General features: G+C 73.8%; 13 protein-coding genes. 1 reads left to right on the top strand and 12 read right to left on the bottom strand.

Annotated features, from left to right (window positions below):
* Window positions 1-3 precede the first annotated feature (3 nt).
* The 3 genes from ACZ66S_RS19960 to ACZ66S_RS19950 all read right to left on the bottom strand — a co-directional run bounded on the left by ACZ66S_RS19960 (window position 4) and on the right by ACZ66S_RS19950 (window position 3,905).
* Window positions 4-1,209 carry an acyltransferase family protein gene (locus ACZ66S_RS19960; protein WP_469903033.1) on the bottom strand — a complete coding sequence of 402 codons (1,206 nt, stop codon included), beginning with the start codon at window positions 1,207-1,209 and terminating at the stop codon, window positions 4-6.
* 22 nt (window positions 1,210-1,231) lie between these two features.
* On the bottom strand, window positions 1,232-2,152 hold the full coding sequence (locus tag ACZ66S_RS19955) for an alpha/beta hydrolase (protein ID WP_469903032.1): 921 nt from the start codon (window positions 2,150-2,152) through the stop codon (window positions 1,232-1,234).
* A gap of 814 nt (window positions 2,153-2,966) precedes the next feature.
* Window positions 2,967-3,905: an alpha/beta hydrolase gene (locus tag ACZ66S_RS19950; RefSeq protein WP_469902818.1), complete on the bottom strand. Its 939-nt coding sequence runs from the start codon at window positions 3,903-3,905 to the stop codon at window positions 2,967-2,969.
* A 206-nt stretch (window positions 3,906-4,111) separates the two neighbouring features.
* On the opposite strand from ACZ66S_RS19950, the gene ACZ66S_RS19945 reads away from it, so the two are divergent.
* Window positions 4,112-4,720 carry a TetR/AcrR family transcriptional regulator gene (locus ACZ66S_RS19945; protein ID WP_469902817.1) on the top strand — a complete coding sequence of 203 codons (609 nt, stop codon included), beginning with the start codon at window positions 4,112-4,114 and terminating at the stop codon, window positions 4,718-4,720.
* Between the two features lie 164 nt (window positions 4,721-4,884).
* Here ACZ66S_RS19945 and kynU read toward each other — a convergent pair whose 3' ends face one another.
* The 9 genes from kynU to ACZ66S_RS19900 form a co-directional block, all read right to left on the bottom strand.
* On the bottom strand, window positions 4,885-6,078 hold the full coding sequence (gene kynU / locus ACZ66S_RS19940) for a kynureninase (RefSeq protein ID WP_469902816.1): 1,194 nt from the start codon (window positions 6,076-6,078) through the stop codon (window positions 4,885-4,887).
* Window positions 6,071-6,913, bottom strand: coding sequence for a tryptophan 2,3-dioxygenase family protein (locus ACZ66S_RS19935; RefSeq protein WP_469902815.1), 843 nt, complete (start codon window positions 6,911-6,913; stop codon window positions 6,071-6,073). Before ACZ66S_RS19935 ends, kynU begins: the two co-directional genes overlap by 8 nt.
* Before the next feature lie 148 nt (window positions 6,914-7,061).
* Window positions 7,062-7,475, bottom strand: a complete 414-nt coding sequence (locus tag ACZ66S_RS19930) for a DUF3151 domain-containing protein (RefSeq protein WP_469902814.1) — start codon at window positions 7,473-7,475, stop codon at window positions 7,062-7,064.
* A 148-nt stretch (window positions 7,476-7,623) separates the two neighbouring features.
* Window positions 7,624-9,093 (bottom strand): MFS transporter, encoded by a 1,470-nt coding sequence (locus tag ACZ66S_RS19925; RefSeq protein WP_469902813.1) that lies wholly within the window; start codon window positions 9,091-9,093, stop codon window positions 7,624-7,626.
* A 59-nt stretch (window positions 9,094-9,152) separates the two neighbouring features.
* Window positions 9,153-10,184, bottom strand: a complete 1,032-nt coding sequence (fbaA, locus tag ACZ66S_RS19920; protein WP_469902812.1) for a class II fructose-bisphosphate aldolase — start codon at window positions 10,182-10,184, stop codon at window positions 9,153-9,155.
* Between the two features lie 147 nt (window positions 10,185-10,331).
* The gene (pyrE, locus tag ACZ66S_RS19915) at window positions 10,332-10,880 is read right to left on the bottom strand and encodes an orotate phosphoribosyltransferase (RefSeq protein WP_466622636.1); all 549 of its coding nucleotides are present in this window, start codon (window positions 10,878-10,880) and stop codon (window positions 10,332-10,334) included.
* Between the two features lie 10 nt (window positions 10,881-10,890).
* Entirely contained in the window at window positions 10,891-11,682 is a 792-nt protein-coding gene (locus tag ACZ66S_RS19910; RefSeq protein ID WP_469902811.1) for an aldose epimerase family protein, read from the bottom strand.
* A gap of 24 nt (window positions 11,683-11,706) precedes the next feature.
* Window positions 11,707-12,528, bottom strand: a complete 822-nt coding sequence (locus ACZ66S_RS19905) for an SRPBCC domain-containing protein (protein ID WP_469902810.1) — start codon at window positions 12,526-12,528, stop codon at window positions 11,707-11,709.
* Between the two features lie 83 nt (window positions 12,529-12,611).
* Window positions 12,612-14,240 carry a polyamine aminopropyltransferase gene (locus tag ACZ66S_RS19900; RefSeq protein WP_469902809.1) on the bottom strand — a complete coding sequence of 543 codons (1,629 nt, stop codon included), beginning with the start codon at window positions 14,238-14,240 and terminating at the stop codon, window positions 12,612-12,614.
* Between the last annotated feature and the right edge of the window lie 60 nt (window positions 14,241-14,300).

Here is a 14,300-nt window from a genome sequence, read left to right as displayed (position 1 = left end):
ACCCTAGGCACGACGCGCCTCCTGCGTTGCCGCGCGATCGGTCCGGCGGTGCACCCGGACCACCCGGGACGGACGGCCCCCGACCCGGCGCGGCCCCTGCTCGAAGGACCGGAAGGCCGACCGGCAGACGGCGAGGACGAGGACGAACACCGGGAGCCAGGCCGTCCGGGCCGCCACCCAGCCCCATCCGTCGGGCACGGTGTGCAGACCGGGGAGCCTGCCGAGCGCGAGGCCGGTGGCGGTGGTGGCCATCAGTGCCGTCTGGTGCCACAGGAAGATCGTCATGGCGGAGAGGTTGACGAGGGCCACCGCCGCCCACATCACAGGGCGCCGCATCGCGCCGCGCAACCGGTCGCGCAGCAGCAGGGCCAGCCCGCACTGGGCCAGGCCGAAGGCGACGGCGGCCAGCGTCGGCGGGTTCAGGTTGGACACCGGGGCGCCCGGCACCCCGACCATCGACGCCGGATACCCCGCCCACGTGACGAGCACCGCGGTCGCCGTCGCACCGCCCGCGAGCAGGAGCCACCCCGCGCGCCGCCGCTCCAGCTCGCCCCGGGTCCAGGCCGCGCCCAGGGTGTACGGGACCAGCCAGCCGGCCGCCAGGTTCACCCAGCCGAGCCAGTCCGGGCCGCCCAGTCCGAAGCGCACGAGGTCCACGTGCAGGACGACGGCCAGCGGCCACAGCGGGTGCAGCCGCAGCAGCAGCGGGGTCGCGGCCGTGAGGGCGCCGAACACCAGGAGGAACCACATCGGGGACAGGGCGAGTCTGACCAGGGTGCGGACCGTCTCGTACGGGGCGCCCGTCAGCAGCAGGGCCGTCGCGGTCACCGTCCACAGGGCGAGGACGGCGGCCACCGGCTTGAACAGCCGCGCGAGACGGCTCGTCAGCCATTGCCGGTACGTCGTCCCGCGGGCGCGGGCCGAGGTGTAGCCGCGGGTCGCCACATGGCCGCCGACCAGGAAGAACACGGCCAGGGTCTGGAAGGCCCAGGAGATCGGGGCCAGCCACGGCATGTGCTGGAGCGGGCTCGCGGTGTGCAGGACACCCCCGTCGGCGACCAGGGCGGTCACCAGCCAGTGGCCGAGGACGACCCCGAGGATCGCGAAGGCGCGCAGGGCGTCGACGGCACGGTCCCGTCCGGGAGGTGTCGCGGCGTCGATCCGGTCGGCGGCCCGGAGTACGCGGTCCGGGCCCTGGCGTATGCCGATGCCGGCCCGGGGGGCGTGGTTCTCAGGCACGGGTCACCTCCGTGGTGTCTCCGAGGACGATCCGGGCGAGGTTGGTCAGGGAGACCGAACCCGGGCTGAAGTAGTCGCTGTGGCCGCCCTCACCGGCGGCGAAGACGTGGGCGCCGAAGGCCGCGGAGAGCGGGTCGGTGCCGAATCCGACGGTGACGCCGAAAAGGTCGGTCCTGACGTGCGGGACCTCGGCGACCCAGTCGTCCGCGCCCCTGGCCGCCCACACCCGGGCGGGGGTGTGCAGGGCCGCGGCGGTGTCGGCGCCGGTGCCGGGGCTGCCGACGAGGGCCAGGTCGTCGACGTCCAGGTGGGCGGCGGCCCGGGCGCAGACCACCGAGCCGTAGGAGTGGCAGACCAGGGAGACGGTGCCGGCGCTGCCGACGACGCCTCTGAGTCGGCGTATGAAGGTGCGCAGGTCGGGCGCCGCTTCCTCGGCCCTGCCTGTGGTGAGGACCGTGGTGCTGACGGTGTCGGGGGTGCGGTAGCCGAGCCAGGCGACCACCGCGGTCCGGGTGCCGCGCGGGGCGGTGGCGGTGAGCTGCCGTTGCAGGGCAGCGGCCGTCGCCCGGAAACGGTCGTAGGTGTCCAGGGAGGTGTCGGAGCCGGGGACCAGGACGGCCACGTGGTCGGCGTGGGCGAGGTCGCCGAGGACCTCCGTCGCTCTTCCGGGGCCCCTGCCGTCGAAGGTGAGGAGATGCCGGGCGGGGCCGGCCAACTTCCGGTCCGCCGCGGCGCGGTGGGTGTCACCGTGGGCCTCGGCCGCGCGGGCGGCCTCGGCGGCGTTGGCGCTGTTGACGGCGTAGATCTCGTCGAGGGTGGCCGGGGTGGCCTGCGGAAGCGTGGCGGGAGGCGGCGACGGGATCTCGGGGCGGGCGGCCGCGGAGAGGGGGGCCACCACCGCCGCGGTGACCAGGGCGGCGAGAAGAGCGCGACGCCACGCGGGGGCGCGACGGGGGGTGGGCTTGTTGCGGAGGTGCTGCTCGTCTTGGGCATCGAGGTCGCGCTGGACGGTCCCGCAGCCTTGGACGTCGAGGCCGCGCTGAACGGTCCGGCTGCCCTGGTCGTCGAGGTCCCGCTGAGCAGTCCAGCCGCCTTGGACGTCGAGGCCGCGCTGAACGGTCCGGCTGCCCTGGTCGTCGAGGTCCCGCTGAGCAGTCCGGCCGCCTCGGGCATCGACGTCGCGCTGAACGGTCCGGCTGCCCTGGTCGTCGAAGCCGCGCTGGACGGTCCCGCAGCCTTGGACGTCGAGGCCGCGCTGAACGGTCCGGCTGCCCTGGTCGTCGAGGTCCCGCTGAGCAGTCCGGCCGCGTTGGGCATCGACGTCGCGCTGAACGGTCCGGCTGCCCTGGTCGTCGAGGCCGCGCTGGTCGGTCCGGCCGCCTTGGTCGTCGAGGCCGCGCTGGTCGGTCCGGCCGCCTTGGGCGTCGAGGTCGCCTCGGATGCCCCGCTCGGCCCGCAGCTCAGCCGGATCGGTCCCGTCGCCGACCCACTCGTCCCGGCCCTCACCCCTCCGCCGCCACGCGTCGCCGCGGCGCTCGTGCCCGTCCCTCCCGCTGCTCCCCACAGTCCCCGTCCCTCCCCGTCCGGCCGGCCATCGGGCCTGTCAGGGAAGGAAGTTACGGAGCCGGGGCTCTCGTCCGCGTCACGCCAGGGAGCTCTTCACGGTCGTAGCTCTCAGGTATTACGGGTATCACCGGGAGGCGCCGCAAGACGCTCCCGGGGCCGCCTCACCACGCCAACTGCGCGATTTCTTCCGCCACCACCGCGCACGCGTCCGCCGCCGGGTCGATCAGCGGGAAGTGGCCGACGTCCTCCAGCAGGGTCAGGCCCACCACCTCGCCCGCCTTGGCCGCCGCGTCCGCGTAGGCCTCGGCGACCGCCTGCGGTACGACCGTGTCGCTGCGGCCCTGCACGAGGGTGGTCGCGATGCCCGTGGGCAGCAGCAGGGCGGGGTCGGCGTAGGGCACGCGCGCGGTGAACCCCTCCTCCCCACCCAGGAGTTGACGACACGCGCCGCCGCACACGTCCAGTTTGTCGGCGACCGTGAAGTCGGCGATCGGGGCGAGGGCGACGACCCCGCGCAGGGGCGCCGGCCGGTCGATGCGCCACGCGGCGTCGGCCGGCAGGAGGTGCCGGGCCGCGGCCCACAGCGCGAGGTGGCCGCCGGCGGAGTGACCGGTGACCACCATGCGGCGCGGGTCGGCCTGCGGAAGGTGCTCCCGCACCAGCCCGGGCAGCGCGTCCATCGCGGCGGCCACGTCGTCGAAGGTCTCGGGCCAACGCCCGGCCACCGACCCGGCACCGGCCGCGTCAACACCCCCCGCACCGACACCCCCGGCACCCGCACCCCGCCGGTACTCCACATTGGCCACCGCGAACCCCCGCCGGGCCAGGAAGTCCGCGAACGGTGTCACATGCCGCCGGTCGTAGGGCGCCCGCCATGCCCCGCCGTGCAGGACGACGACCAGGGGCGCGAGCCCGCCCCCGGGGGACACCGCCACGCGCGGGGCGTAGAAGTCGATCACCTGGTCGGGGTCGTCGCCGTACGCCGCCGTGGCGTCGGGGTCGACCTCCGGGTGCGAGAAGGCCGACGTCTCCTCGGCCACGACACGGTCTTCCGCGGCACGGGCCTCCGCGGCGGCACGGGCTACGGCGTCGTCCGGCATGCTCCAACCTCTCAGCTACGAAACGGATCTGACGGACCGTGAAGCATCCTGGGAGAGAATTCGGCCGTTGGCCGGGACGGTATCAGGCCCATGACGTGCGCGGACACGGGGATGTCACGCTCGGTGAGGGTTAAACGGTTCTGCTGTTTCGTTACGCTGGCGACGGGTCCGCCCCCGCGGATCCGATGCACACCGAGGAGGCCGATATGTCCGCCGAACCCGGCACCGTACGTCCCGGCGGGCGTACCGCGCGTGTCCGTGCGGCCGTGCTGCGGGCGGCCGGGGACGTGCTCGTCGAGCAGGGTTTCGACCGCCTGGACCTCGCCGAGGTCGCCCGGCGCGCGGAGGTCGGCAAGACGACCGTGTACCGGCGGTGGGGGACGGTCACCGCGCTGGTCGCCGACCTGCTCGCCGACATGGCCGAGCAGTCGCTGCCCCGCACCCGCACCGGTTCGGTCCGCGAGGACCTGCGGGCCAACGCCCTGCTGGTCCAGCGCACGCTCGCCGACCCCCGGCAGGGGGCGCTGTTCCGCGCGGTCATCGCCGCGGCGGCCTGCGACCCGCGTACCGCCGAGGCGCTGCGGCACTTCTACGCGGTACGGGTCGCCGAGTGGGCCCCCTGCGTGACGGAGGGCGTCACACGCGGGGAACTCCCCGTCGGCACGGACCCGGCGACCGTCGTACGGGCGGTCTCGGCCCCCCTCTACTACGGCCTCCTCACCACCGGCACGACCCCCGACCCGGCCGCCGCCGAACGCGCCGCGGACGCGGCGGTCGCGGCGGCCCGGGCGGGCGTGTACGCCGTACAGGACTGAGTACGCCGCAGAGACCGCCGTAGAGGCCGCCGCGGAGGCCGCCGTAGAGACCGCCGCAGCGGCCTGAGACCGGCGGCACCGACCGGCCGGACCGAGAGCCGCGGACTCCCTCAGCCCGACCGGAACGGCGGAACATCCGGCCCGCCCCACTTCGACAGACCCCGTCAGCCCACCGTCCCCGCCAGCACCCGCGCCGCCCGCTCCACGTCCGCGAACCCGACGTACAACGGCGTGAAACCGAACCGCAGCACGTCAGGGTGCCGGAAGTCGCCCACCACGCCCCGCTCGATGAGCCGCTTCATCACGTCGCCCGCGTCCGCGCACCGCAGCGCGACCTGGCTGCCGCGCTCGGCGTGCGCCAAAGGGGTCACGCACTCGACGCGGCCCTCGTCGACGTACGACGAGACGCACTCCAGGAAGAAGTCCGTCAGGGCGAGGGACTTGGCGCGCACGGCCTCGACCGACACCCCGTCCCAGACCTCCAGGGCCGCCTCCAGGGCGAGCATGGAGAGGATGTCGGGGGTGCCGACACGGCCCCGCAGCGCGCCCGGCGCCGGTTCGTACGACGGCCGCATCCCGAAGGGCTCCGCATGGGAGTTCCACCCGGGCAGCGGGGAGTCGAAGCGGTCCTGGTGCTCACGGCGGACGTAGAGGTACGCCGGTGAACCGGGGCCGCCGTTCAGGTACTTGTAGGTGCAGCCGACCGCGAGGTCGACGCCGTGCTCGTCGAGACCGACCGGCAGGGCGCCCGCGCTGTGGCACAGGTCCCAGACGGCGATCGCGCCCGCGCCGTGCACGGCCGCCGTGAGCCCGGGCAGGTCGTACAGGCGCCCGGTGCGGTAGTCGACGTGGTTGAGCAGCACGGCCGCCGTACGGTCGCCCACCACGCCCGGCACCTCGGCCGGGGTCACCGCGCGCAGGGTGCAGCCCGTCATCCGGGCCGCGGACTCGGCGATGTACCCGTCGGTGGGGAAGGTGGTCGCGTCGACCACCACCTCGTCCCGCCCGGCGTCAGGACCGCCCGCCAGCCGCACCGCGCCCACAAGTGCCTTGAAGACGTTGACACTTGTCGAGTCGCCGACCACGATCTGTCCGGCCGCCGCGCCGACCAGCGGGGCGATCCGGTCGCCGATCCGCTCGGGCGCGTTCCACCAGCCGCTCTCGTCCCAGGACCGGATCCGCAGGGATCCCCACTGGCGGCGTACGACGTCCTCGACGCGCTCCGGGACGGCGGCCGGGAGGGCGCCCAGCGAGTTGCCGTCCAGGTACACCACGTCGTCGAGAACGAACTGCGCGCGCAGGCCCGCCAGTTCGTCGGCGCCGTCCAACTTCTCTGCTCGCAGGGCAAGATCAGACATGGGACCGCGCCGTCCACAGCTCGGGGAACACGTTCTTCTGCGCGCGCTTCTCGAGCCAGGCCACCCCGGCGGAGCCGCCGGTGCCGGCCTTGGCGCCCATCGCGCGGCGGGTGGCGACGAGATGGTCGTTGCGCCAGCGCCACACCAGCTCGGCGACATCCGTCAACGCCTCGCCCAGGCGGGCGAGTTCGGCGTCCTCGGGGCCGGAGTAGAGGGCCGTCCAGGCGGCCTCGACCTCCGGTGACGGCTCGTAGCGACGCGAGACGTCTCGCTCCAGGACGGAGGCCGGGATCGCGTGCCCGCGGCGGGCCAGAAGCCGCAGCACCTCGTCGTACAGGCTCGGCTCGTGCAGCGCCTTCTCCAGCTCGGCGTGGACACGGGGCGCGCCCCGGTGCGGCACGAGCATGGACGCGGACTTGTCGCCGAGCAGGAACTCCATGCGGCGGTACATCGCCGACTGGAAGCCGGAGCCCTCGCCGAGCGCCGAGCGGTAGGAGTTGAACTGTGCGGGCGTGAGCTGGCCGAGCGGCTTCCAGGAGGCGTTCAGCGCCTCCAGCTCTCGGACGGATCGTTTCAGCGCCGCGACCGCGGTGGGCACGTCGTCGGAGCGCAGGGCGGCCGCCGCGGTCTCCCACTCGTGCACGATGACGGTGAACCACAGCTCCATGACCTGGGTCGTGACCAGGAAGACCATCTCTCCGGGATCGTCGGAGAGGGTGTGCTGGAGGTGGGTGAGCACGTCCGCCTTGACGTAGTCCTCGTACGGCGTCGTGCCTTGGAAGTCGAGATGCGGGGTCTCGGGCTCCTGCGTTTCCTGAGCCTCATGGGACGACATCGCTGTCTCCTGTTGTTACTCCGGGTAGCGGTCCGCCCTGCCGTTACCGACACGGGGCCCCGGTCCCCGCCGGGCATCTTCTTCCATGGTCCGCGGAAATGGCAAGGCCCGCCCGGTCACGCGGGCGGGCCCGGAAAAGCGGTGGCGATCAGCCCAGCGTCTCGGCCGCCGTGAGCGAGGAGTCCTTCAGGAACTGCGAGCAGCGCTCGTACTCCGCCTGCTCGCCGATGGCACCGGCGGCACGGGCGAGGGCGTGCAGGGCGCGCAGGAAGCCGCGGTTGGGCTCGTGCTCCCACGGGACGGGGCCGTGGCCCTTCCAGCCGTTGCGGCGCAGCGAGTCCAGGCCGCGGTGGTAGCCCGTACGGGCATAGGCGTACGACTCCACGACGCTGCCCCGCTCGAACGCCTCGTCGGCGAGCTGGGCCCAGGCCAGGGAGGAGGTCGGGTACTTCGCGGCGACGTCCGCCGGCGGGGTGCCGTTGGCCAGGAGCTCACGGGGCTCCGGGTCGTCGGGGAGGTGGGTCGGGGGCGGGCCCCCGAGAAGGTTCTCGTGAATGGACATGGGTCCAGTCTCCCTCGCCGACGGCAGGTTTTCGGCTGCGGGTCCGAGGGGGCTGGTCGCGCAGTCCCCCGCGCCCCCGGACAGGTGGGTACAGCTCGACCAGCCTGCACCGCACCCGCCCAGGGCCACGACCGCACCCGCGGCCGGCCTACGACAGCCGCCCCCGAGCCCGCTCCCCCTCCAGCGGCGGCGCGAGAACCGCCCCATGCGTCCGGCACTCCGGCCGGCGGCACCCCGGCGGCAGCGACCGCACCGTCGCGAAGGCGACCACCGCCCCCACGACCAGCACCCCCGCACACACCACCATCGCCCGCCCGAACGCACTGTCGAACGCCGTCGGCGACCGGTACGCCTCCTCCCCCATGCCCGCGACCAGCGGCAGCGCGGCCACCGCGATCAGGCCCGCCGCCCGGGCCGCCGCGTTGTTGATGCCGCTGGCCAGCCCGGCCCGCGAGGCGTCCACCGACCCCAGCACGGTCGCCGTCAGCGGGGCGACCAGCGTGACCATGCCGGTGCCGAGGACCAGGAGGGCCGGGACCACGTCCAGGAGGTAGGACGCGCCCGGGCCGACCCGCAGCATCAGCAGCATCCCCGCCGCGCACAGCAGCGGTCCGGCGGTGAGCGGGATGCGCGGTCCGATGCGGTCGGCGAGGGCGCCCGAGCGGGCCGAGAACAGCAGCATGAGGGCGGTCGTCGGCAGCAGGGCCGTACCGGCCTGGAGGGCCGACCAGCCGACCACCACCTGGAGCTGGAGCGCGGCCAGGAAGAAGAACCCACCGAAGGCCGCGTACACGCACAGGGTCACCAGGTTGACCGCGGTGAACTGCCGGGACGCGAAGATGTCGAGCGGCATCATCGGGTCGCGACGGCGTTTCTCCACGAGGACGAAGGCCACCCCGGCGGCGAGCCCCGCGACCGCCGTGACGGCGACCAGCAGGGAGCCGGAGCGTGCCTCGATCAGCGCGTACGTCACCAGCGCGAGCGCCAGTGCGCCGAGGGCCGCGCCGAGCACGTCGAACCGGCCGTGGTCGGACCGTCCGTCCGCGGACTCGGGGACATGCCGCAGGGCGATCGGCGCGCACACCAGCGCGAGTGGCACGTTGAGCAGGAACACCCACCGCCAGCCCGGCCCGTCCACCAGCCAGCCGCCCACGAAGGGGCCGACGGCCGCCCCGATGCCCCCGAACCCGGACCACAGGCCGACGGCCCGGCCCCGGTCGTCGGGGTGGAAGGAGGCCTGGATCAGGGCCAGGGACCCGGGGGTGAGCAGGGCGCCGCCCACTCCCTGGAGGGCCCGGGCGGCGACGAGGACACCGGCGTTCGGCGCGAGGCCGCACAGCAGGGAGGCGGCCGCGAACCACACCACCCCCACCACGAAGACCTTGCGGCGGCCGTACCGGTCCCCGAGGGAGCCGCCGAGCAGGATCAGCCCGGCCAGCGTGAGCATGTACGCGTTGACCGTCCACTGGAGGGCGGCGAGGTCGGCGTCCAGGTCGCGGCCGATGCGCGGCAGGGCGACGTTGACGACGGTCGAGTCCAGCATCGCCATGCTGGAGCCGAGGACGGTGGTGAGCAGGATCCACTTGCCCTGCGGGGAGGCCAGCCTGACGTCGGGCATGGGCCCAGATATACCGTGAGCCCGGCGCGAAGGCACCGGGCTCACAGGAAACTCAGGACTTACTTGATCCGGGTGCCCGCCGAACGCAGGTTCTGCGTGGCCTCGACGACCCGGGCGGCCATGGAGGCCTCCGCGAGCTTGCCCCAGGTGCGCGGGTCGTAGGTCTTCTTGGAGCCGACCTCGCCGTCGACCTTCAGGACGCCGTCGTAGTTGCGGAACATGTGGTCGGCGACCGGACGCGTGAAGGCGTACTGCGTGTCGGTGTCGATGTTCATCTTGACCACGCCGTTCTCCAGCGCGGTGCGGATCTCCTCCTCCGTGGAGCCGGAGCCGCCGTGGAAGACGAAGTCGAAGGGCTGGGAGCCGGCCGGCTTGCCGAACTTGGCGGCCACGCCGTCGTTCAGCTCCTTCAGCAGGTCGGGGCGCAGGACGACGTTGCCCGGCTTGTACACACCGTGGACGTTGCCGAACGAGGCGGCCAGCAGGTAGCGGCCCTTCTCGCCGAGGCCGAGCGCCTCCGCCGTACGGATCGCGTCGTCGACGGTGGTGTACAGCGAGTCGTTGATCTCGTGCGTGACGCCGTCCTCCTCGCCACCGGTCGGGGTGATCTCGACCTCGAGGATGATCTTGGCGGCGCGGGCGCGCTCCAGGAGCTCCTGGGCGATGGAGAGGTTGTCGGCGAGGGTCTCCGCCGAGCCGTCCCACATGTGCGACTGGAACAGCGGGTTGCCACCGGCCTTGACGCGCTCCTCGGACACGGCGAGCAGCGGGCGTACGTACCCGTCGAGCTTGTCCTTGGGGCAGTGGTCGGTGTGCAGGGCGACGGTGACCGGGTACTTCTCGGCGACGATGTGCGCGAACTCGGCGAGGGCCACGGAACCCGTGACCATCTCCTTGCTGTACTGGCCGCCCAGGAACTCGGCGCCACCGGTCGAGATCTGGATGATGCCGTCGCTCTCGGCCTCCGCGAAGCCGCGCAGGGCAGCGTGCAGGGTCTGGGTCGAGGTCACGTTGATGGCCGGGTAGGCGAACTTGCCTGCCTTCGCCCGGTCGAGCATCTCGTTGTAGACCTCGGGGGTTGCGATGGGCATCTGTCCGCTCCTTGTGTCCGCGGGTTGGCGTACTGCGTGCTTACGGCCCTGACCTAGACCTTGTGTGGGGGTTCGACGTCATCGTCGGCCCCATCTTTCCAGACTCACCCGGATGCTTCGCCCGAGCCGTCTCAGCCTGTGGATGACTCAGGCGAGACCCAGCTCGTCCTTGCCGAATGCGAACAGGTACGGGACGCCCGCACCCTGTTCGATCTTCTCGGCGGCACCGGTCGCACGGTCGACGATCGTCGCGACTGCGACGACCTCCGCGCCCGCCTCGCGCACCGCCGCGACCGCTTCGAGCGGGGAGCCTCCGGTGGTGGAGGTGTCCTCGACGACCACGACCCGGCGGCCCGCGATGTCGGGGCCCTCCACCCGGCGCTGCATGCCGTGCGCCTTGGCCGCCTTGCGGACGACGAAGGCGTCCAGGCGCTTCCCGCGCGCGGCGGCCGCGTGCAGCATGGCGCCGGCGACCGGGTCGGCGCCCATGGTCAGGCCGCCGACCGCGTCGAACTCCAGGTCCGCGGTCAGGTCCAGGAGCACCTGGCCGACCAGCGGGGCCGCCTCGCCGTCGAGCGTGATCCGGCGCAGGTCGACGTAGTAGTCGGCCTCCAGGCCGGACGACAGGGTCACCTTGCCGTGCACCACGGCCTTGTCGAGAATCTGCTGCTTGAGGGCGGCGCGTGCGTCAGTCATGTCTGTCAGCTTAGAGGCGCCGCCAGCTCCAGGTCGTCGAGGCCTCCAGCGGCTCCAGGGGCGTGACCAGGCGCGGCAGGGTGTTGAGGCCGTTGGGTGGACCGGTCTGCGGCTCCACGCAGACGGCGGCCTCCTGCTCGTCGTAGACCACGACCCATTCCTCGCGGCTCGTGACCTTCAGCTCCAGTCGCCCGGGCCAGGTGAGCGTGACGTCGACGCCGCCGGGCATGCCGAAGCAGTCGTCCCAGGGGCCGGGCTTCGGGTCGACGCGGTTGCCGGTGGGCAGGTGGTCGTCGCCGCGCTCCTCCTGCCAGGCGGCGGTGAAGTCGAGCCGGGCGGGCTCGCCGCCGTCGAGGGTGCGGTTGAACCAGGGGTGCCAGCCGATCTGGGCCGGGAAGGAGGCGTCGTACGTCTCCACGGACATCGTGAGCGTCAGGGCGTCCGGGGTGAGCGCCACGACCTGGGTGACCCGGCCCGGGTAGGGCCAGGGCTCGACGAGGTCGTACGTGAGGACCGCCTCGTCGGTGGACGTGCGGGCGATGTTCCAGGCGCCGTCGCGGGCCGTGCCGTGGATGGCGTGCGGCGGGGAGCTGAGCGGCATCTGGTGGACGTCGGCGCCGTCACGGAACCGTCCGTCCCGGATGCGGCCGCACCAGGGGACCATCGGGAAGCAGCCGAACCGGTCGCCCTGGCGCAGCAGTTGGACGCCCCCGACTCGAAGTCCCCCGACCCGTCCGCCGTTTGCCGGCTGCAAGGTCACCTCCGCGTCGCCCGCGGTCAGTGTGATGTCTTCATGGCTCACGGGACGACCCTACTGGGCAGCCGGTCAACGGCGTTTCCGCAGTGCCCTTCCCACCACGATCGCCGACGCCAGGGCCACCGCCGCCGCCGGCGCCGCCCAGCGCAGGGGCACCCCCGAGGCGACCGTCTGGGGAGCGGGGACGGGGGCGTAGCGGCCCCTGGGGGGCGCGTGGTCGACCTCTTCCGCGCTGCGGCCGATCATCGTGCGCCGGGCGTGCGCCGCCTCGGCCGGGGGGCCGGTGGGTTCCGTGTAGTCGTCGACGAGGGGAGTGGGGGGCTGCTCGGGTGACTCCTCAGGGGTCTCCACGGCCTCCTGCGCCGCGACGGCCTCAGGAGTCTCGGGGTTCTCCGGCGTCTCGGGGCTCTCCGCGGCCGCCTCGGTCGCCTCCGGGGCGTCCGCCGTCTCCGCGGCCTCCGCCGTCTCCTGCTTCGACTCGCCCAGTGCCTCCGCGAAACGGTTCAGCAGGCGGACGACCGCGGCGCCCACCGCGTCCTGGGGGAGTTCGGTGACGCGGCCGTCCGCCGAGGCCGTGCCGTCGAAGGTCAGGGTCGTGCCGCCCTCGGTGTCGCGCAGACGGACCGTGAGGGCGAGCTTGACCGAACCGGTGCCGCGGGTCTCGCCCGCCTCGCCCTCGACGCCGTAGGAACCGTCGTCCCGGACAGAGACGCGGACCGCGCCCCGGTAGGTGATGGAGTGGCTGCCGACCCGCACCTTCAGGCGCCCGGCGACGGGCTCGGCACCGGCGTCCTGCTGGAGCCCGGGAACCGCCCGGGCCACCCTGACGGGGTCCCCCAGCGTGTCCCGCAGCCGCTCGACCGGAACCGGAACGAACACCTCATGCTCCATGGTTGCCGAGCCTACCCAGGGGCGCCGTCCCTGCACCCCCGTTGGTCGAAAGTGACAGCGCCCTTACGCCCCGGTGGCACGGTTCAGTAGCGCGGATGCACCAACGTGGACGCCGCCAGGCCGCCCACCCGGGTCGCCTGTGCCGCTCTGCGCGCCGCCCGCAGGGACTCCGCCGTCAGGGTCGCCGGCCGGGGCCCCCGGGGGTCCAGGGCCAGGGCCGGCCGCCGGCCCGGTGACGCCAGCACGAAGCCCCAGTCGCGGGGAGCGCGGGACACCCCGGCCGTGCTGTCGGGGCCGGTGCCGGGACCGTCGACGCGGTAGGGCGTGGTGCGCAGGCCGGCCGCGCGCAGGGTGGCGTCCACCGTCCAGAACACCCGGGGGCGGGAGGAGACCGGGCCCGCGTGCACGACGATCCGGCCGTCGGGGGCCAGGGCGCGGCGGACGAGGCCGTAGAACTCCTGCGAGTACAGCTTGCCGCCGGCGGTGGCGCCGGGGTCGGGCAGATCGGCGATCACCACGTCGTACGACGGTCCGGGCGCCGATGTCCGCAGCCGGCGGAACGCGTCCACCGTGCTGACGTGGACGCGTGCGTCGCCGTAGACGTGGTCGTTGAGCCGGGAGAGCGCGGGGTCGCGGCGGGCCAGGCCGACCACGGCCGGGTCGAGGGCCACGACGTCGACCCGACGGACACCGGCGTGCCTGAGCACCTCGCGGGCGGCGAGGCCGTCGCCGCCGCCGAGGACGAGCACGCGCGCGTGGGGGCCGTTCATCGCGGGGTGGACGAGGGCCTCGTGGTAGCGGTCCTCGGCACTGCCGCTGACCCGGAGGCGGCCGTCGACGTACAGGTCGAGGGGGCGGCCGTCGGTGCCGCCGGTGAGGGCGACCTCCCGGACACCGGTCTGCAGGGCGACCCGCACGTCCTGGCCGTAGACCGCCTCCCGCGCGGCCCGCTCGAAGTCGTCGACGAGGACGGTGGCGGTGGCGAGGACGCCGAGCACGGCGAGGTTGGCGACCAGCAGCAGCCGGCGGGCCCGGCGGGTCAGGTCGCCGCGGAACAGGCCGAGGACCAGGGCGCCGCCCGCGACCGCGTTGACCGCGCCGGTGAGCATCGCGCCGGTCAACTGGCCCAGCAGGGGCAGCAGGAGGAACGGGAAGGCCAGGCCGCCGACCAGGGCGCCGACGTAGTCCGCCGCGAACAGGTCGGCCACCGCGCCGCCCGCGTCCTGGCGGCGGATGCGCTGGATCAGCTCCATCAGCAGGGGGACCTCGGCGCCGATGAGCAGACCGATGGCGAGGGAGAAGGCGACCAGGAGCCAGCGCGGGCCGCTCGCCCACAGCCCGCCCCAGTCCCCGGTCCACGCGAACACGGCGTACAGCGCCATCGCGCTGCACCCGCCGACCAGCGCGAGCAGCGCCTCCAGCGCGCCGAAGGCGGCCGCCGCGAGCCGGCGCAGCCGTTTGGCGGCCAGCGAGCCGATGCCCATGGCGAAGACCATGACGGACAGCACCACGGAGGCCTGGGTGACCGAGTCACCGGTCAAGTACGAGGCGAGGGCGACCAGTTCGAGCTCGTACACCAGTCCGCAGGCCGCGCAGACGAAGACGCAGGCCAGGACGAGGAACCGGCCGACGCCGGGGCGGACCGGGAGCCGCGCGGGCCCGGCCCAGGGCGGCGGAGCGCCGGGCGGGGCGGGGGCGTGCGGCTCGATCACGGTGCGACGTTACGTCACGGCCACGGCACGCTTCGTCACCCACACGTGTGGAACTGGGAG

It is taken from the genome of Streptomyces sp. NPDC107471, assembly GCF_055582845.1.
The sequence above is the reverse complement of the archived record's forward strand: the minus strand, read 5'-3'. Positions and strand labels throughout refer to the sequence as shown.

Excerpts from the sequence above, each read along its gene's own strand:
- ACZ66S_RS19945 (WP_469902817.1), top strand. The coding sequence starts at position 4,112 with ATGTCCGCCGAACCCGGCACCGTACGTCCCGGCGGGCGTACCGCGCGT.
- ACZ66S_RS19935 (WP_469902815.1), bottom strand. The coding sequence starts at position 6,913 with ATGTCGTCCCATGAGGCTCAGGAAACGCAGGAGCCCGAGACCCCGCAT.
- ACZ66S_RS19930 (WP_469902814.1), bottom strand. The coding sequence starts at position 7,475 with ATGTCCATTCACGAGAACCTTCTCGGGGGCCCGCCCCCGACCCACCTC.
- ACZ66S_RS19925 (WP_469902813.1), bottom strand. The coding sequence starts at position 9,093 with ATGCCCGACGTCAGGCTGGCCTCCCCGCAGGGCAAGTGGATCCTGCTC.
- ACZ66S_RS19905 (WP_469902810.1), bottom strand. The coding sequence starts at position 12,528 with ATGGAGCATGAGGTGTTCGTTCCGGTTCCGGTCGAGCGGCTGCGGGAC.
- kynU (WP_469902816.1), bottom strand. The coding sequence starts at position 6,078 with ATGTCTGATCTTGCCCTGCGAGCAGAGAAGTTGGACGGCGCCGACGAA.
- pyrE (WP_466622636.1), bottom strand. The coding sequence starts at position 10,880 with ATGACTGACGCACGCGCCGCCCTCAAGCAGCAGATTCTCGACAAGGCC.
- ACZ66S_RS19950 (WP_469902818.1), bottom strand. The coding sequence starts at position 3,905 with ATGCCGGACGACGCCGTAGCCCGTGCCGCCGCGGAGGCCCGTGCCGCG.
- fbaA (WP_469902812.1), bottom strand. The coding sequence starts at position 10,184 with ATGCCCATCGCAACCCCCGAGGTCTACAACGAGATGCTCGACCGGGCG.